This is a genomic window from Aeromonas sp. R10-2, assembly GCF_040908445.1.
Classification (GTDB): Bacteria; Pseudomonadota; Gammaproteobacteria; order Enterobacterales; family Aeromonadaceae; genus Aeromonas; species Aeromonas veronii.
The window spans coordinates 1-17189 of record NZ_JBFODS010000048.1 but is presented as its reverse complement, the minus strand read 5'-3'; the positions used below and the strand labels follow the sequence as shown (position 1 = coordinate 17189).

Sequence of the window (17189 nt, the reverse complement as noted above, 5' to 3'; positions counted from 1 at the left end):
ATCATTGGGCCGCGCCCAGAATATGGCCGGCAGCCTGCCAGCCGGTGGCAACGGCAACGCCGGAGCCGGAACCTTCACGAATTGGGTCGTAATGGGCCAAGACACTGCCCGCACCATAGAGGTTGGTCAGCGGCTTGCCACCGCGCAGTACCCGCAGCTTGTCGTCGGTCTTGACCCCGAAGCCCATGAAAGGGTGATGGTCGAACAGGCGGCGACCGGCCCAGGCGTCACGCTCTTCCAGACTCAGCACATCGGCATCGAAGATGGGTTCGCGAATGCCGCGCAGACGGGATTCCAGCCCGCGGCTGAAGAAGCTGCCGGAGGCAAGCACGAAGTTGTCTGCCTCGAACAGCTGATCATCGCCATTCTGGGTATGTACGCCGACTACCCGGTCACCTTCGTAGCGGGCGCCCAGCACCCGCTCGCTGGTGAGGAAGGTGCCGCCAAGGGCCATAAAGCGGCGCTTGAGCGCCTCCTGCATTCTCATTCCGATCAGAGACGGCGGCATGGTTGCCACCTCCTTGATGGTGCAGCCGGTACGCTGTTCCAGCTCCGCCAGACGCGGGCCAACCAGCCCCAGCGACAGGCAGGCGGGCAGTACGATATGGCGGCAGCCGGGTACGCCGCTCTCCTGTAACATGCGACTGATCTCGCGGGCCAGATCCGCCACCAGATGGTGTTTGTCACAGAGGCGCGCGATATCGGCTGAGCGAAACTCGTGGGGATTGCGGCTGAACTCCGCCAGCTGGGGCAGGCGGATCTCTCCGGTCAGAATGCGGCAGTGGGCAAAACGCGGATGGGTCGCCAGATTGGCGGCCGCCAGTGCCGGATGAAAGTCGCGAAAGCCCTCGAGGGTGGCCAGCAGCAGTACATCCGGGATCGGCGCATCGGTGACGCAGGCACAGGTATCGGGGGAGAGCCAGGTGCGCTTGAGGGTGCCGATGGGGGTCAGGCGCTGGTGGTTGGTCTCTTGGCGCACCAGCGGCAGCCCCTGCTCGGCGCAGTGGCGCTGCAGATCGGCGAGGCTCGCTTCGATATTTTGCATTCCTACTTTGCTGTAGGGGTGATCCGGATGGGCAGCCATAAAGGCGGGCAGGGCGGCGCGGGGATCTCCCTCGCTTTCGAGCAGATCGACCGAGCCGGAGGAGAAGTGCAGGGCACTCTGGCCGGAGGCCATCAGCAGGGTCTTCTGGCCTGCCTCCACCAGCCGCAGGGCAGCCGAGAGTCCCGCCATGCCACCGCCGATAACGATATTGTCAAACTTCATGACGGCTCTCCTTGTGAGTGGTCTCGCTGGTTGGGCTGCGAGGCGTATCGGCAACCAGCTGCGGCGCCGTCCATTCCCCCAGGCCAAACAGCCCTTCGTAGATCCAGTAGGTGAACTCGGCCTCGCGCAGGGCATCGCCCCACAGGACGGGGCGGGTTCCCTTGTAACGCTCCTCCAGGAACTGGCGCAGCATGACGCAGGCCTGACGGCCGTCCGCTTTGCCGTACTCCTGCATCAGGCCGGCGGCGCGGTAGGCGCAGAGCTCGCCCTGACAGGGGCCCATGCCAAGGCGGGTACGACGGCGCAGGTCGATGAGGTTGTCCACATCCAGCTCGCGCAAGGCGTATTCGATTTCGCCCGCGGTGACCATTTCGCACTCGCAGATCAGGGCGTTGGCTTTCGGGTTGTCACGGAAGAAGGCGATGACCCGCTCGCCGTGGCGGTACTGGGCGGAGCCTTCGACCGGCACCGAGAGACCGGGAGCGGAGACCTTTTCCGGATCCCGCGAGCCGGGCAGGCTCAGTTCGGCGGTCTGGCAAGGCTTGCTGTTGCCGAGTTTCTTGGCCAGCAGATCGGTGGCCCATTCCGCCATCAGGCGGTAGGTCATCAGCTTGCCGCCGGTGATGGTGTTGAAGCCCTTGAGACCGTCGCGCTCGGCGTGATCGAGCAGCACGATACCGCGGCTGATGTTGCGGCCGGTGTCGTCACCGTCCACCGCTACCAGCGGGCGCACCCCGGCGTAGGCGCGCAGCAGACGGGTGCGGGCCATGATGGGAGCGAGCTTGATCCCCTCGCGCAGCAGCACCTCGACCTCTTCGGGTTCGACGGTGAGCTGGTCAATCTTGTTGTAATCGATGCGACTGGAGGTGGTACCGATGAGGGAGATGGTATCGCCCGGCACCAGAATGTCCGCATCCGCCGGTTTGCGGGCGCGGTTGAGCACCAACTGGTTGATGCGGTAATCCATGATGAGCAGGGAGCCCTTGGCCGGGAACATGCGGATGCCGAGATCGGCGTATTCGCAAATTTGCTGGCCCCAGATGCCAGCGGCGTTGATCACCTCCTGACACTCCACCTCGAACGCTTCGCCGGTGCGGGTGTTGATGGCCTTGACCCCGTGCACCCGATCTTGCGTGCGCAAGAGTCCCAGTACCTTGCAGTGGGTGAAAATGCGGGCGCCATGCTCTTTGGCGTCCAGCACGTTGGCCGCGGCGAGGCGGAACGGGTCGACCGTACCATCCGGCACGTGGATGGCGCCGATCATCGCCGGGTTGGCGTTGGGCTCCATGCGCAGGGCTTCACCAGGATCGAGCTGGCGGGTTTCGATACCGGCCAGGGCGCAGGCATCCATAAAGGTGGTTTGGAAATTGATGTCATCTTCCGGCAGGGTGAGGAAGAGGCCGCCCGTGTCTTCGACACAGTGGCTGGCGATCCGCTTGAGGATGCGGTTTTCCTGGATGCATTCGCGGGCGGACTCCTGATCCGTTACCGCGTAGCGGGCACCGGAGTGGAGCAGGCCGTGGTTGCGGCCGGTGGTGCCGGCGGCGATATCATCGCGCTCGAGCAGGATGCAGTCGATGCCGCGCAGTGCGCAATCGCGCATGATGCCGGCCCCTGTGGCACCGCCGCCTATGATGACGACTTGTGTAGTTATTCTTTTCATTTTTGCCCGTCTCATCTCTTCCAGATGAGGCCAGTGTGGCCTACTTCTGAGTGGAAATGTTTGATATGGGCCAAACTTGCGCTCGCAAACGCTCATTTGCTCGCGCGTTAATGAGCATTATGTGACATTTGTCACGCTTGTTATCGCAGCGGTTAATGGGCTGGTGGCAAATGGCAAACACAAAAAAGGGGCATCGGATGCCCCTTGTCACTGTTTGACGAGTCTGGTGGGTGTGTGATGCGTCAGCCGCAGCACTTCTTGTGCTTTTTGCCGCTGCCACAGGGGCAGGGATCGTTGCGCCCCGCCTTGAGGGGCGCCGGATCCTGCTCTCCATCGGTGTAGACCCAGCGGCCCTGATAACGCACGAAGCGGGAACGCTCATGGAGGCAGTGACGCTCATCCCCTTCCAGAAACCAGGCTTTGAACTCCACCATCCCGGTTTCATCCTGCGGGCCGCCCTGGCTGGCGATGATCTCGAGACCATCCCAGCGGGTGTCGATGCGTGAAAGCTCTTCGGCGGTGAGACCGCCAAGGTGGGCCGGGTGCCAGCTATGGACCAGATACTCCCCCAGACCGAGCACAAAAGCGCTGTAGCGAGAGCGCATCAGCTGCTCCGGGGTGTCAGCCACTGCGCCACTGTGACGTGAGCCACAGCACAATTCGAGAGAAAGGGTTGAGCCGCAAGGACAAAGATTCATGATTTTCACGTTCTGGCCGATTTGTTTAAGGGAATTGTAACGAAAGCTGGGCTCGCCCTGCCAGCACCTATACTGACGAGTAAGCAAGGAATTCCAATAAAAACAGCTGCAAGGATGTGAAAGATGACGCTAAAGCAGAAAATCCTGTTACTGGGGGCAGTCCCCGTACTGTTGATGGCCCTGGTGGTCAATCTCAGTAACTACATGGTCTCCAAGCGCGATCTGGAGTCTGATCTGGTGGTGGCGAGGGAAAATGCCATCAAGGAGCGTAAAGCGCTGCTCAGCAGTTACATCATGATGGCCAAAACCGCCGTCGATGCCGTGTATTCCCTGCCAGATTCACCGGAAAATCGTCAAAAGGTCAAAGAGTTGCTCAGGCCGCTGCGTTACAGCAGTGACGGCTACTTTTTTGTCTATGACTTCGAAGGCAACACCATACTGCTGCCGGTGCGTACCGAGCTTGAGGGGAAAAACCGCTGGAACGACAAGGATGCCAAGGGCAAGTTGCTGATCCAGGAGATCCTCAAGTCGGCCCGTCAGGGTGATGGTTTTACCGAATACTGGACGGCCAAGCCCTCCATCGGGCGGGATGCTCCCAAGCTTGCCTTTACTCTGGTGCTGGACAAATACCAGTGGGCCATTGGTACCGGTTTTTATATCGATGATATCGACAACGAACTGGCGGCCTTGCGGGCAGAGCGCGAGAGTAACATGCATGACTCGTTGCAGAGCAGTGTGCTGGTGATCCTGCTGATCCAGGGGATCACCCTGGCGGCGACCGTTATTGTGGGCAACCGGGTCACCAAGCCGCTGGCGGATGCGGTGCTGGCATTGAACGATATCGCCAACGGCGACGGGGATCTGACCCAGCGCCTCAAGGTGCAGAGCCAGGACGAGATTGGCCAGCTGGCCAGCGCTTTCAACCGCTTTGTCGAGCGGATCCAGTCGGTGGTGAGTCAGGTGGGCGAGACCAGCAACCACCTCTTTAGCGCGGTCGACAAGTTGCACCATCTGAGCGAGCACTATGACCATCAGATGCAGGGTCACAGTCGCGAGACCGATCAGGTGGTCACCGCGGTGACCGAAATGAGCTCCACCGCGCAGGAGGTGGCGGCCAGTGCCTCCAATGCCGCGACGGCAACCAGCGATGCGGCTCGTGAATCGGACGCCGCCCGAGGGGTGGTGAGCGGAGCCATCAACAGTATCAACCGGCTGGTGGGGGAGGTGCATACCGCCTCCGGCGTTATCGAGCAATTGGCGCAAGAGACCGCCAAGATCGGCTCGGTGGTGGAGGTCATTCGCGGCATTGCCGAACAGACCAACCTGCTGGCGCTGAACGCCGCCATCGAGGCGGCCCGCGCCGGTGAGCAGGGGCGGGGCTTTGCGGTGGTGGCGGACGAAGTGCGTTCGCTGGCCGGTCGTACCCAACAGAGCACCAAAGAGATCAACGAGATGCTGCAACGTCTGCAGGGCGGGGTGAAGCAGGCGGTGGAGGTGATGCAGGCGAGCGAGGATCGCAGCCAGGAGACGGTGCAGGAGGCGAGCCATATCGCCAGCTCCCTCGACAGCATGGTGATGGCGGTCAGTACCATCAACGACATGAACATCCAGATCGCCACCGCCGCCGAGGAGCAGCACGCGGTATCGGAGGAGATCAACAAGAACCTGGTGGCCATTCAGCAGATTGTCAGCGAGCTGACCAGCGCGGCGGTGGAATCCAACAGCACCACCCGAGATCTGGCCAGTACCGGCGACAAATTGCGCAAACTGGTATCGCAATTCCGTTATTGATCTTGTAATGGTCCGTGACGGCAACCACAAGATGCGGCCTGACCCCCGGTTCAGGCCGCACTTTATTTGGGGATTGACCAATAATGTGTGAAAATTGCCAGCCTCTTTTTTTCAGCCTTTGCCCCATACCCTATGAATGAGATCGTGAAAGGTAGTATCGATTTGATCCGGCAGCTCAACTACGGCCTGGTCTATGCCAGCCTGGAAGAGCACAAGGAGCTGTCGCGCACCGATCTCTCCCGCCTGACCGGCCTTTCGCCTGCCAGTATCACCAAGATCACCAGGGAACTGCTCGATGGCGGTTTGGTGGTCACCTGTGGTGAAAGTTCAGTGGGGCGCGGCCGTCGTCAGACCTTGCTGCGCATCAACGAGCGCCGCTTCCAGTTTCTCTCCATGCGTCTTGGCCGTGGCTACGTGGATATGGCGCTGTTTGACTTCTCCGGCCGTTCGCTGGCCCGCCAGCGCCACCTCTTTACCGAGGAGGAGCGCGCCGATCTGCTGGGCAGTCTGGTGCATGCCATCAAGGTGTTTTTGCCGAGAAAGTCCCTCAGTCTGGCCTGCATCGCCCTCTGTCTGCCGGGTCAGGTAGAGCGCCACTCCGGCATGGTCAAGCACTTCCCTTTCTACGATCTGCGCAACTGGCCCCTTGGCCCGACTCTGCAACAGGCGTTCTCGGTACCTGTGCTGGTGAGCGGTGACGTGCGCACCTGGATCCAGGCCGAACGGGAGTGGGGGGCCGCCAAGAATTGTGCCGATGCGGTGCTGGTGTTTGTCCACAACGACATCGGGGTCGGCATGGTGGTCAATGGCCAGCTCATCGAGAGCGAAAATGCGCTGCTTGGGGACCTCAGTCACCTGCAGCTCGAACCCTATGGCCAGCGCTGCTACTGCGGCGGCTTTGGCTGTGCCTGCACGCTAGTGACCAATCAGGCGCTGGAGGCGCAATACCGGGATCTGCGCGAGCGGATGCAGGAGCACGACTTGCCCGAGAGCGTCACCATCCGCGAGCTGTGCGAGCTGGCGCTGGCAGGCAACGGCCTCTGTCAGGATATTCTCCATCAAGCGGCGGGTCGCCTCTCCAAGGTGCTCTCCAACCTCATCTGCCTGCTCAATCCGGGCAAGTTGCTGCTGGGGGGCGAGATCACCCGCGCCGATCGACTGCTGTTCCCCATGCTGCACCAGTCGCTGGCCAGCCAGTTGCCCGCCGAATATCTGGTACGGCTGCAGATTGAATCCACCCACTTCTATGAAGATCCCACCAAGCCCACTTCGGTGCAGGTGCACAAGGCACTGCGCGATGGCAGCCTGTTGCTGGAGCTGCTGCGCAGCTGTCAGGAGTCGTAAGGCAAGAGGGGTTGGCACTGCGTTTGGCGAAAGGGGCAGGGATTGCTGTTCCGCCAGCGCGTAACTCGGTACAATCTTGCGCTTTTCCGGCAGCCCCCCTGTTATCGCGCCCTATGGCGCCGTGACATGTTGGCACCGCTGCCGTTCCTGTTTTGACTCCAGTTGTGAACCTAGATGAAGCCTGTTCCTGATCACGCCGTCAACCGCCTGCGGGCCTGGCGCAAGAGTATCTCTACCCGACCGTTTCTTGCCCGTGGCGGCACCCTGGCCCGCTGTCCGGCCTGTCAGCTGCGCGAGGATTGGTGTGCCTGCGAGTGGCGCCCCGAGCTCAAAGCGGAGGCCGGTTTTTGCCTGCTGATGTATGACAGCGAGCCGATGAAGCCCTCCAACACCGGTCGCCTTATCGCCGATGTGTTGCCGGATACCACCTGGGCGTTTCTCTGGTCACGTACCCAGCCCCATCCCGAGCTGCTGGCCCTGCTGGCCGATCCCGCCTGGCAGCCCTATGTAGTCTTTCCCGCTTGCGAGAAGGAGCCTGCCCGCCTGACCGGCGAGGTGACGCTGGCACCGGGTAAAAAACCGCTCTTTATCCTGCTCGATGGCACTTGGCCAGAGGCGCGCAAGATGTTCAACAAGAGCCCCTATCTGGACGGTTTTCCGGTGCTCGCCATCAAACCCGATGCACTCTCCACCTATGGCATGCGGGTGGCCAACAGCGAGGAGCACCTCTGCACCGCCGAAGTGGCGGCCTGTGTGCTGGAAGTGGCGGGGGAGCTCAAGGCGGGGCAGGCACTACAGCATTGGTTCAACTTGTTCAGCAGCCGCTACATGGCCGGTCGGGTCAGCCGTTTCCCCGGTGCCGATGAGGATCATCTCTGTGAGGCGCTGGCGGCCATCAAGGAAGCGAACGTCGCTTCACCGGCTTGCTAACGGGCCCTCTGAGCTCAAATCAATGAAAATCAGGAATCAATTGGCTGCCACTGTTTCGTTAGATTCATGGTCAGTGGCCCGCTAGGATAGCGGACAGCCTGTGCCCCCGCACAACGTCGTTTTGGTGTTCTCCGGTTGCTCGACCCTTCGGGCAACCCACTCTAGTGAGGTCTATGGATGGAATTAGAACTGGTTACCCTGTTTGCCCTGTTCGTTGTGGCGCTTGTCGCCGGCTTTATCGATGCCATCGCCGGTGGCGGCGGTCTGCTGACGGTGCCTGCTCTGCTGGCCACCGGCATGCCGCCCGCGCTAGTGCTCGGCACCAACAAGCTGCAGAGCAGCTTTGGCTCCTTCTCCGCCACCTGGTTCTATGCCCGCAAGGGGCTGCTGGAGTGGGCGATGATCTGGCCTGCGGTGATCTGCACCTTTATCGGTGCGGCCATCGGCACGCTGGCGGTACAGACCATAGACGCCGCCATTCTCGAGCGCCTGCTCCCTTTCCTGCTGATGGCTTTTGCCTGCTACTTCTACTTCTCGCCACGGGTAAGCGATGCCGAGAGCTCCCGCCGTCTGACTCCCATGCTGTTTGCGCTGCTGGTGGGCGGCGGTGTCGGCTTTTATGACGGCTTCTTCGGACCGGGCACAGGTTCGTTTTTTGCCATCGGTTTCGTGGCGCTGGCGGGCTTTGGCATGGCGCGCGCCACCGCCCATACCAAGCTGCTCAACTTCACCTCGAATATTGCCTCCCTGCTGTTCTTTGCGCTTGGTGGCAAGGTGGTGTGGAGTGTCGGTTTTTGCATGGCGCTGGGGCAGTTTATCGGCGCTCGTTTTGGCTCCAAAATGGTGCTGAAAAAAGGGGTGAAGCTGATCAAGCCGCTGCTGGTGACCGTCTCCTTGCTGATGTCTGCCAAGCTGGTGTGGAGCCAGTATCCGGAGCTGTTTGCCTGGATCTGATGTGCGCCTTGCTTGCCGCATCGCAATTGTTAACGGGGCCCTCGGGCCCCGTTGTCATATCTGGTGTTTTACAGCGCTAGCGCGGTGTGTCGCTGCAGTGGCGAAAGTGTTGGTGCAGGGCGCTCACCAGCCGTACGATCCGCTCTCGCTTTAGGCTGTTTGGTCGGTAGACCAGATGAAGGGGGCGGCCCAGCCCGGGCAGTGGGCGGGCCATCTCCCCCTGTTCTCCCACCAACCCCAGCAGGCCAGCGGGGAGCAGTACCGGGCCAATGCCTGCCTTGGCGAGTTCGATGAGCGCCAGATAGGAGTCGAGCTCCATGGCGGGCTCCAGCCCCAGATCAGCCAGCGGTTCGCGCAGGTAGCGATTGGAGGGGTTCTCCAGATCCATGGTGAGGATCTTGCGCCTGCTTTCTGTGTTGGCTGGTGGCAGGCTCTGCTGCGCCTCGCCCACCAGATAGAAGGGCTCCTCAAGCAGCAGATCGGTGCCGAGGCCATGGCCGGGAGGGAGCCGACCGGCGCAGATGCCGAGCAGGGCATCACCGCTGCGCACCCGCGCCAGAATGACCGGGGTGTGGTGGGTAGAGAGGGCAAGGTGGGGATCGCGCTCCAGATAGTCGCGCATGAAGTGGGCGAGATAACCGGCCAGCAGGGTTTCGGAGCAAGCGATGGGGAGGGGGCTCTGATCCGCCAGATCCTGACTATCGGCCAGCACCCCCTTCATTTCGGCCAAGCTCGGGGCCACTCGTTCCAGCAGCTCCTTTGCCTGCGGGGTGAGGCGGATCTGGCGCCCCTCCGGCTCGATCAACTTCTTGCCAAGGCGCTGCTCCAGCTGGGCAATCCGCTTGCTCACCGCCGACTGGCTGATATAGAGGCGACTGGCCACCTTGGCCATGGTTCCTTCACTTGCCAGCAGGCTCAGCGTCTCCAGCCCTTCCAGTAACATCTCGCCCCCTTGTTTATCGCCATCAGGATCGTCACAGATTGATCAGCGCTACCTTAGGGGCTGACTGGTTCAGGAGCAAGGGTCGTTTGCTGCCTTGGCCGGTCGAATGCGCCATTCACTTAAGGGCGGCGCGAAGATCACCAGATTGCCGATGAGGCTGATCACCACTCCGGCCACCGATACCGGCTGCCAGACAAAACCTTCGTAAAAGGTGGAGAGGGTAAGCGCCACCAGCGGAAAGAGCACGGTCGCGTAGGAGGCCTTGCTGGCCCCGATGCGCCCCACCAGCGTCAGGTAGGCGGTAAAGGCGATCACCGAGCCAAACAGGGCGAGGTAGACCATGGCCGCCAGATAGTGGCCATCGGTTGGCACCATCAGTTGCTGGCCGAGCAATGTGACCCAGCCCAGCAACAGCACCACGCCGTAAACCATGCCCCAGGGCACCAGTTGCAGTACGTGGTAGCCGTGGCGCTGGCCCCGGGCCGAGACCAGATTGCCCAGCGAAAAGCAGAGGGTGCCGCCGCAGGCGAGCAGCAGCCCCTTCCAGCCGTTTGCACCCAGTTGCGCATCCGCCAGCACCGGCCAGAACAGTAACAGGGTGCCAAAGAGCCCCAGCAAGGAGCCTTGCAACCAGCGCAGGGTGGGGCGCTTGCGCTCGAACAGCCAGAGGTTGAGGCCGTTGAAGATGCTGGCACTGGCAAAGATCACCGCCGACATGCCGCTCGGGATATAGCGTGTGGCGTGGTAGAAGCAGAGAAAGTTGGTGGAAAAGAGCAGGGCACCGAGCAGCGCCGCATAGCGCTGGCCATGCCACGGCAGGCGCGGAAAGCGGCCGCTGGCGGTGAGCAGGGCAAACAGCGCAACCGCTGCCAGCAGGAAGCGATAGAGCACCGAGACCTCGATGGGGATGGGGCCAAGTTGCCAGGCGATGGCAATCCAGGTGCTGCCCCAGATAAGCACGGTGGCAAGATAGAGCATCAGATTCATCACAGTTCCGGTGAGTCAGGGAGAGATGACCCACTATGGGGCGAGCCCTGATGGCTGGATTGCACCATCTTGCGGTTTTTCATCGTCACGCGCTGTCATCTGCGGGCGCGGTCGGTAAGATGGATGGCAGCGGCATAACATGTACACCGGAACAGGCGGCAGGGGCGAATGAAAACAGCAGGGGTATTTGATGCACTGGTCAGCACCGGCGCCCGGCTGGAGGACGCCTGCTGGCTCGAACCCGGGCTTGGCGTCGCCAGTTGGCGCAACTGCTATGACCAGACCCGCTATCACAAGCCGGGCCACCACACCCTGAGCGTCTATCTGCAAGGAGGCGAGCAGACCGAGCGACTCGATGGGCCGGGTGGCCACGGTGGCACCGGCAAGGTGTGCATCATGCCGGATCACCATAGATCCGAGTGGCTGGTGCGCGAAGAGTTTCGCTTCTTTCATCTCTACTTCACCCCGGCTCACCTCACCCGTATCGCCGAGGAGGTGTGTAACAAGGAGGGGCGCCACCTGCAACTGGTGGACAAGACCTTTATCGACGATCCGCAGGCGGCTTCGCTGGTGCAGCGCCAGTTGATGCAACTGCAGTGGCAGCACGGGGTCGATCGGCTGGCGCTTTCCCACGGCGCCTGGATGTTGATCCTCCACGCCTACCGCCACCACACCGAGGAGGCTCCCGGTCTGCCGCCTCTACGCGGCGGGCTGGCGCCCGTGGTGATCAAGCGGGTGCAGGAATATCTGCAGGCCCATCTGGCCGATTCGGTCACGCTGGCAGAGCTGGCCCAGCAGGCGGGGCTGAGCGAGTATCACTTTGCCCGCATGTTCGGCCAGAGTCTCGGCTGCCCGCCCCACCGCTATCTGCTTGGGCTGCGGCTCAAACGGGCCAAGCAGCTGTTGGCTGGCCCCGAGCCGCTGGCCAGTATCGCCAGTCAGTGTGGCTTCTCTTCCCAGGCCCATTTCGGCAATCGTTTTCGCGAGGCGTTTGGTTTGACGCCGGGGCAGTGGCGGGCGCAATTGTCATCTTCTCGTCACAGATAACCCTGAGACTTTAGGCAAAAGAGGTGTACTCTCTACCACTTATCCATTGAAAGGAATGCCCATTGAATTATCGCAAACGTCAAATCCGTACCCGTCATCTCTGGTTCAGCCACTGGAATGCCCCGCAAGATCGCACCGCTGTTGTTACCCCTCCCGAACCTGCAGTGCCTCACAGTTCACGTTGAAAAAGCCCCGCCTGCGATAGGATTTTTCCGGTAACTTTGCCACTATTGCCCCATCACAATGATGTGGACACGGCTGGATGTTTCTGGAACGTATTGAAGTCAAAGGTTTTCGCGGTATAAATCGCCTGTCGCTCGGGCTGGATCAGACCACAGTGCTGATCGGCGAGAATACCTGGGGTAAATCGAGCCTGCTGCGCGCCCTCTGGTGTCTGCTGGGGCAGGATGCCGAGCCCTATCAGTTCACCGCCGAGGATTTTCACCAACCGGAAGATCCCGAATTGGCCCCGGCGCGCCACCTGCAACTGGTGCTCACCTTCAGTGAGCACAGACCCCAGATGTGTCAGCACTCCCGTCGGCTGGCCCGTCTTTGCCCCTCCTGGGTGCTGCACAAGGACAAATTCCACCGCATTCACTATCGCGCCAGCGCCGAGCTGCAGGCGGATGGCTCTGTGCTCACCATTCACGACTTTCTCGACGGGGTAGGCAAGAGCCTGCCCATCGCCAATACCCACGAGCTTGTCTGCATGCTCATCACCATGAACCCTGTGTTCCGGCTGCGGGACGCCCGTACCGCTCGCAACGGGGTGGAGACATTGCAGTGGGGAGATCTCTCCGAGCATCGCCTGAGCGAGCTGGCGGACAAGCTGATCGACGAACCCCAGCGGATCGGCGAGCCGGAGCTCAAAGAGGCGCTGCAGGCGGTGCGCCAGCTGATGGATCACTATTTCAACGCCCTGGCACCCATCAAGAACAAGCCGCGCAGTCAGCGCGACATCATCAATCGCCCCATGACATTGCGCAATCCTGGCAACCTGCATACCCTGCTGCGCCGCGCCGATAACCGTGCGCTGCAGTTGGCGATGGCGGGGATGGCGGCTACCTTGTTGCAGGCGCGTGGCAACCGCGAACTGGAGGAGGGGGCCCGTCCCATCATGATCCTGGAGGACCCGGAGAGCCGGCTGCACCCGACCATGCTGGCGCTGGCGTGGGGGCTGCTGGAACAACTGCCGGGCCAGAAGCTGCTCACCACCAACTCGGGGGATTTGCTCTCCTCCCTGCCTCTCAATCAGGTGCGGCGGTTGGTGCGCCGTCAACAGGATATCCTCTGTCACCAGCTGGGGGGGGAGCGTTACAGCAGCGACGATCTGCGCAAGATCGCCTTCCACGTGCGGATCAACCGCCCCATGTCGCTGTTTGCCCGCTGCTGGCTGCTGGTGGAGGGGGAGACCGAGATCTGGCTGCTCTCCGAGTTGGCGCAGATCTGCGGTTACAGTCTGCGGGCCGAAGGGGTGCGGATCATCGAGTTTGCCCAGTGCGGCCAGTCGCCGCTCATCAAGGTGGCGCGGGATTTTGGCATCGAGTGGCACCTGCTGACCGATGGCGACGAGGCGGGGCTCAAGTATGCCACCTCGGCCCGGGGCCAGCTCAAGGGCGAGCGGGAGCGGGACCGACTGACCCAGCTCCCTGCCGCCGACATCGAGCACTACCTCTATCACAACGGTTTTGAAGCTGTGTTTCGTCGCGAGGCCGGGGTGGGCGGGCGCGCCATGTGGAGCGCCAGTCACATCATCAACAAGGCGATCCATCACCGCAGCAAGCCGGGAATGGCGCTGGCGGTGGTGGAAGAGGCGGAGCGGCTCGGCGCCGAGCATATTCCGCCGGTGATCCGCCAGATGTTTGCCCGGGTGGTGGCGCTAGCCCGTGGTCAGGGCTAAAACCAGCGCCGCATCCCGTCACTATGGACATGGCTGCCAGCAGGGCACCCTTCAAGGTGGGCCCTGCTGGCGCAAATTGCCCCGGATTGTTTGCCCGCGATTGGGGATAGCCGCCGGTTTGGGTATACTCGCCCCTCTCTGGCGCCCCGGTGGCGCACCTCGAATCTTTACTGCTGGAGGCGTCGTGTTCGTCCAACTCCCTTTTTGGCTCTTTCCTCTCACCGGATTGATGGCGCTTGGCGCCCTGATCGCCCTCGGCATCGTGCTGTGGCGCGGTGATATCTGCCCTGGCCAGCGCTCGCGCATCAGTCAGCAGCTCTTCTCCATCTGGGTCATTACCGCGCTCTCCCTGATGCTGGCGGTAGAGGCCAAGGCGGCCAGCTGGCTCATCTGGAGTGGTGGGGGCGCACTGGTGCTCGGAGTCGGCTTGTCACTGGCCCAGTCACGGCTGGAGGGCAAGCGTTCAGTCCCCTCGACACTGCTCTGGCTACCGGCGTTGCCGCTCGCTCTCTATGGCATCGGGCTGCTGCAACTGCAGGGCTGGGTGAGCGGTCTGCTGCAGATGGCTATGCTGGGGGCGGCCTTTGCCCACTTGATGCTGCTGCGGGCCCGTCATCGTCTCAAGGCATTCAATACCCTGTTGCCGCTGGCCGGTCTGGTGGGGGCGATGGCCAGCCTTGTCTGGCTGGCAGTGCTGGTGGGCTGGCAAGGGGGGGAGGCCAATCTCGATACCCTGATCCCGGCGGTGGTGACCCAGGCAGCGCTGCTGGTGGCCTCTCTGCTGCTCTGGTTCAGCCCGCTCTATTTGCAGCGTGATACCGCGCCAGTGGTGGTCTCCACCTCCCTGTGTGGCCTGCTGATCGCCCAGATTGCCGCTACCAGTGTGTTGCACCAGCTGATCTGATACTTGCTCTGAAAAGAGAAAGCCCCGAGCCTTGGCTCGGGGCTTTTGCATATCTGGCTTGCAGGTATCGCTGCTATCAATTCACAGCAATCGATCAATAGAAATCGTCGGCCCCGCAGATAAAGAGGCAACTGCTGCGCGGCTGGGCGAGATACTCCCGGGTCAATCCCTCCAGCGGCATGCCGAAGGTGCAGATATCTTGCGGCGAGGGGAGGGCGGTATCGAGGATCCGCCGCCAGTAGCCGCCGACCCCCTTGGGGGGGCTCGGTAGGTTAAAGGTGAGGGGTTCCCAGTAGGCGTTGAACAGCACATAGAGCGCCAGCTTGGTTTCGCTCGACAGCGCTGACATGGCGATGGCGTGGGAGTGGGGGCTGAAATCCGGTTGCCCGGCGTTGACCCCGTGCCAGCAGATCTCGCTGTGGCGCAGGATCTCGGTGAGCGACAGCGGCATGCTCTCCTGCTCCGGGCGCTGGAACAGGTGTTTGCGGTACTGGATCAGCTCCTTCATAAAGCGGAACATCTCCTGACTGCGGGCATTGGGCAGCCAGTTCATCCAGCAGGTGGCATTGTCCTGACAGTAGCCGTTGTTGTTACCCCGCTGGGTGCGCAGCAGCTCATCCCCCATCAGCAGCATGGGGGAGCCCACCGAGAGCAGGGTCGCCACCATCATGTTTTTGGCCTGACGCATCCGCAGGGCGTTGATCTGAGGATCTTCCGTCACCCCTTCGTGGCCGTGGTTCCAACTGAAGTTGTGATCGCAGCCGTCACGGTTCTCCTCCCCGTTGGCCTCGTTGTGCTTGCTGTTGTAACTGGCCCAGTCCCACAGGGTAAAACCGTCGTGGCAGGTAACGAAGTTGATGCTTTTCTCGGGATCGGCGTGGTGGTAGTGGTAGATGTCGGGGCTGCCGCAGAGCCGCTCGACAAAGGCGGTGACGCTGTTGTCATCCCCGCGCAGAAAGCGGCGCACATCATCCCGGAACTGGCCGTTCCACTCACGCCAGCGGGCGCCGGCCAGTGACCCCACCTGATAGAGTCCCCCCGCATCCCAGGCTTCGGCAATCAGCTTGATGTCGGCGATGTTGGGGTCGGTATCTATGGTGCGCAAGGTAGGCGCATTGGCCTGCGGCTGACCCGATTCATCCCGCGACAGAATGGCGGCCAGATCAAACCGAAAGCCATCGACGTGCATCTCCTGACGCCAGAAGTGGAGGCTGTCCATGATCATCCGCAGCACCACCGGATGGGCGCCGTTGAAGGTGTTGCCGCAGCCCGAATAGTTGGTGTCCTTCTGGTTGTTGTCGAGGATGTAGTAGGCCTCGTTGTCGATGCCGCGAAACGAGAAAGTGGGGCCATCATCACCCCCCTCGGCGGTGTGGTTGTAAACCACGTCCAGGATCACCTCGATATTGGCCTTGTGCAGCGCCTTGACCATGTCGCGAAATTCGGTCAGCGGATCATCGCCGCAGGCGTATTGGGCGTGGGGGGCGAAAAAGGACATGGGGCTGTAACCCCAGTAGTTGGAGAGTCCTTTGGGCGCATCCTGAGGATCGAACTGGAACACCGGCAGCAGCTCGACGGCGGTGACGCCGAGAGATTGCAGATAGGGGATCTTCTCTATCAGCCCGAGATAGGTGCCACGCAGCGCCGGATCGACTCCGGAGCTCGGGGACTTGGTAAAGCCCCCCAGATGCAGTTCGTAGATCACCGAGCGGGAGAGGGAGTGAGCGGGCAGTTTGTCTCCTTCCCAGTCGTAGTGGCGAGTATCGACCACCTTGTTCTTGGCGCAACAAGCCAGATTGCTGCCTGGACGGGCCGCCGCCCATCGATCGTAATTGGCGCCAAGCTCGATGCTGCGGCCGTAAGGGTCGAGCAACACCTTCTCGGCATCGAAGCGGGTCCCGCCATATGGGCGCCACGGGCCCTGAATGCGATAGGCGTAACGTTGCCCGACCGAGATCCCCTCCACATGGATATGCCAGTAGTAGGCGGTGCGGTTGAGGCGCGGGGAGAGGGGGATCACCTCGGGGGTCGCATCGTCTGCGCTTGCGAAGAGCAGCAGTTCGACCCGGCTGGCGAGGCGTGCCCAGATCGCGAAGTTGACGCCGTTACTGTCGGGTGTGGCCCCCAACTGACGGCAGTGACCGGCGGAGATGCGCATATTCTACCTACCCAAAATGAGGAGTGTTCACCTTATTGAGTGTAGTGCCGGATGCCTGGCAAGGACTCGATTGCCTGAAAAAACAGCATGATGCTGCTAATGACCGCACTATTTGTCCGATTAATCTACGAATAAACTTTTTTTGAGATATTTACTTGCAATCTGTGCGCTGGCGCCTATTATTGGCGACCTCAGACGCGGGGTGGAGCAGCCCGGTAGCTCGTCGGGCTCATAACCCGAAGGTCGTCAGTTCAAATCTGGCCCCCGCAACCATCTGAGATCCTGACCCGTCAAACCGGTATAACCGGTTGGTGGAAAAGGAGAAATCGAACTGGCTACTGCTCGGCCACTTCGAGAAAAATTCGGACGCGGGGTGGAGCAGCTCGGTAGCTCGTCGGGCTCATAACCCGAAGGTCGTCGGTTCAAATCCGGCCCCCGCAACCAACTCTTTCGTCAGCTTGCGATTGTGTAAACAGTCGAAAGCAGGCAAACGCCACCAAGCTACTGTTCGGCTTGAGGGTGACAATTCGGACGCGGGGTGGAGCAGCTCGGTAGCTCGTCGGGCTCATAACCCGAAGGTCGTCGGTTCAAATCCGGCCCCCG

At 61.6% G+C, this 17189-nt stretch carries 13 protein-coding genes and 2 tRNA genes; 9 read left to right on the top strand and 6 right to left on the bottom strand.

Going from position 1 to position 17189, the window contains the following annotated elements; translation table 11 throughout:
* Position 1: 1 nt before the first annotated feature.
* The 3 genes from glpB to AB5Y97_RS11075 form a co-directional block, all read right to left on the bottom strand.
* Entirely contained in the window at positions 2 to 1267 is a 1266-nt protein-coding gene (gene glpB, locus AB5Y97_RS11085; RefSeq protein WP_201946844.1) for a glycerol-3-phosphate dehydrogenase subunit GlpB, read from the bottom strand.
* Positions 1257 to 2930, bottom strand: a complete 1674-nt coding sequence (gene glpA, locus AB5Y97_RS11080; protein ID WP_043824090.1) for an anaerobic glycerol-3-phosphate dehydrogenase subunit A — start codon at positions 2928 to 2930, stop codon at positions 1257 to 1259. The genes glpB and glpA overlap by 11 nt, the downstream gene beginning before the upstream one ends.
* 242 nt (positions 2931 to 3172) lie before the next feature.
* The gene (locus AB5Y97_RS11075; RefSeq protein WP_201946842.1) at positions 3173 to 3628 is read right to left on the bottom strand and encodes a YchJ family protein; all 456 of its coding nucleotides are present in this window, start codon (positions 3626 to 3628) and stop codon (positions 3173 to 3175) included.
* Positions 3629 to 3751: 123 nt separating this feature from the next.
* On the opposite strand from AB5Y97_RS11075, the gene AB5Y97_RS11070 reads away from it, so the two are divergent.
* From AB5Y97_RS11070 to AB5Y97_RS11055, 4 genes are all read left to right on the top strand, one after another.
* A complete protein-coding gene (locus AB5Y97_RS11070; protein ID WP_368157887.1) occupies positions 3752 to 5419 on the top strand; it encodes a methyl-accepting chemotaxis protein in 1668 nt (555 codons plus the stop codon).
* Between the two features lie 132 nt (positions 5420 to 5551).
* Positions 5552 to 6763: an ROK family protein gene (locus AB5Y97_RS11065; protein WP_042055876.1), complete on the top strand. Its 1212-nt coding sequence runs from the start codon at positions 5552 to 5554 to the stop codon at positions 6761 to 6763.
* 174 nt (positions 6764 to 6937) lie between these two features.
* Positions 6938 to 7693, top strand: a complete 756-nt coding sequence (locus AB5Y97_RS11060) for a tRNA-uridine aminocarboxypropyltransferase (protein WP_123173177.1) — start codon at positions 6938 to 6940, stop codon at positions 7691 to 7693.
* A gap of 177 nt (positions 7694 to 7870) precedes the next feature.
* Positions 7871 to 8647 (top strand): TSUP family transporter, encoded by a 777-nt coding sequence (locus AB5Y97_RS11055; protein ID WP_201946837.1) that lies wholly within the window; start codon positions 7871 to 7873, stop codon positions 8645 to 8647.
* A gap of 76 nt (positions 8648 to 8723) precedes the next feature.
* On the opposite strand, the gene AB5Y97_RS11050 is transcribed toward AB5Y97_RS11055, so the two are convergent.
* Together AB5Y97_RS11050 and AB5Y97_RS11045 are read right to left on the bottom strand one after the other, a co-directional pair.
* Positions 8724 to 9590 carry a LysR family transcriptional regulator gene (locus AB5Y97_RS11050; protein WP_201946836.1) on the bottom strand — a complete coding sequence of 289 codons (867 nt, stop codon included), beginning with the start codon at positions 9588 to 9590 and terminating at the stop codon, positions 8724 to 8726.
* A 69-nt stretch (positions 9591 to 9659) separates the two neighbouring features.
* Positions 9660 to 10577, bottom strand: coding sequence for a DMT family transporter (locus AB5Y97_RS11045; RefSeq protein ID WP_139440619.1), 918 nt, complete (start codon positions 10575 to 10577; stop codon positions 9660 to 9662).
* A gap of 168 nt (positions 10578 to 10745) precedes the next feature.
* Here AB5Y97_RS11045 and AB5Y97_RS11040 point away from each other — a divergent pair, with 168 nt between their 5' ends.
* The 3 genes from AB5Y97_RS11040 (at position 10746) to AB5Y97_RS11030 (ending at position 14428) form a co-directional block, all read left to right on the top strand.
* Positions 10746 to 11624 carry a helix-turn-helix domain-containing protein gene (locus AB5Y97_RS11040; protein WP_201946834.1) on the top strand — a complete coding sequence of 293 codons (879 nt, stop codon included), beginning with the start codon at positions 10746 to 10748 and terminating at the stop codon, positions 11622 to 11624.
* A gap of 262 nt (positions 11625 to 11886) precedes the next feature.
* A complete protein-coding gene (locus tag AB5Y97_RS11035) occupies positions 11887 to 13524 on the top strand; it encodes an ATP-dependent endonuclease (protein WP_005333463.1) in 1638 nt (545 codons plus the stop codon).
* A gap of 184 nt (positions 13525 to 13708) precedes the next feature.
* Positions 13709 to 14428 (top strand): hypothetical protein, encoded by a 720-nt coding sequence (locus AB5Y97_RS11030; RefSeq protein WP_043824037.1) that lies wholly within the window; start codon positions 13709 to 13711, stop codon positions 14426 to 14428.
* A 94-nt stretch (positions 14429 to 14522) separates the two neighbouring features.
* Here the strand turns inward: AB5Y97_RS11030 and glgX are convergent, their stop codons facing one another.
* Positions 14523 to 16586 (bottom strand): glycogen debranching protein GlgX, encoded by a 2064-nt coding sequence (gene glgX, locus AB5Y97_RS11025; protein WP_058058466.1) that lies wholly within the window; start codon positions 16584 to 16586, stop codon positions 14523 to 14525.
* 196 nt (positions 16587 to 16782) lie between these two features.
* Here glgX and AB5Y97_RS11020 point away from each other — a divergent pair.
* Positions 16783 to 16859 (top strand) — tRNA-Met (locus AB5Y97_RS11020).
* 94 nt (positions 16860 to 16953) lie between these two features.
* A tRNA-Met gene (locus tag AB5Y97_RS11015) sits at positions 16954 to 17030 on the top strand.
* Positions 17031 to 17189: the final 159 nt, after the last annotated feature.

What these genes read in the sequence shown, in the direction of transcription:
- glpB (WP_201946844.1), bottom strand. Translation starts at nt 1,267, where the DNA reads ATGAAGTTTGACAATATCGTTATCGGCGGTGGCATGGCGGGACTCTCG.
- glpA (WP_043824090.1), bottom strand. Translation starts at nt 2,930, where the DNA reads ATGAAAAGAATAACTACACAAGTCGTCATCATAGGCGGCGGTGCCACA.
- AB5Y97_RS11075 (WP_201946842.1), bottom strand. Translation starts at nt 3,628, where the DNA reads ATGAATCTTTGTCCTTGCGGCTCAACCCTTTCTCTCGAATTGTGCTGT.
- AB5Y97_RS11070 (WP_368157887.1), top strand. Translation starts at nt 3,752, where the DNA reads ATGACGCTAAAGCAGAAAATCCTGTTACTGGGGGCAGTCCCCGTACTG.
- AB5Y97_RS11065 (WP_042055876.1), top strand. Translation starts at nt 5,552, where the DNA reads ATGAATGAGATCGTGAAAGGTAGTATCGATTTGATCCGGCAGCTCAAC.
- AB5Y97_RS11060 (WP_123173177.1), top strand. Translation starts at nt 6,938, where the DNA reads ATGAAGCCTGTTCCTGATCACGCCGTCAACCGCCTGCGGGCCTGGCGC.
- AB5Y97_RS11055 (WP_201946837.1), top strand. Translation starts at nt 7,871, where the DNA reads ATGGAATTAGAACTGGTTACCCTGTTTGCCCTGTTCGTTGTGGCGCTT.
- AB5Y97_RS11050 (WP_201946836.1), bottom strand. Translation starts at nt 9,590, where the DNA reads ATGTTACTGGAAGGGCTGGAGACGCTGAGCCTGCTGGCAAGTGAAGGA.
- AB5Y97_RS11045 (WP_139440619.1), bottom strand. Translation starts at nt 10,577, where the DNA reads ATGAATCTGATGCTCTATCTTGCCACCGTGCTTATCTGGGGCAGCACC.
- AB5Y97_RS11040 (WP_201946834.1), top strand. Translation starts at nt 10,746, where the DNA reads ATGAAAACAGCAGGGGTATTTGATGCACTGGTCAGCACCGGCGCCCGG.
- AB5Y97_RS11035 (WP_005333463.1), top strand. Translation starts at nt 11,887, where the DNA reads ATGTTTCTGGAACGTATTGAAGTCAAAGGTTTTCGCGGTATAAATCGC.
- glgX (WP_058058466.1), bottom strand. Translation starts at nt 16,586, where the DNA reads ATGCGCATCTCCGCCGGTCACTGCCGTCAGTTGGGGGCCACACCCGAC.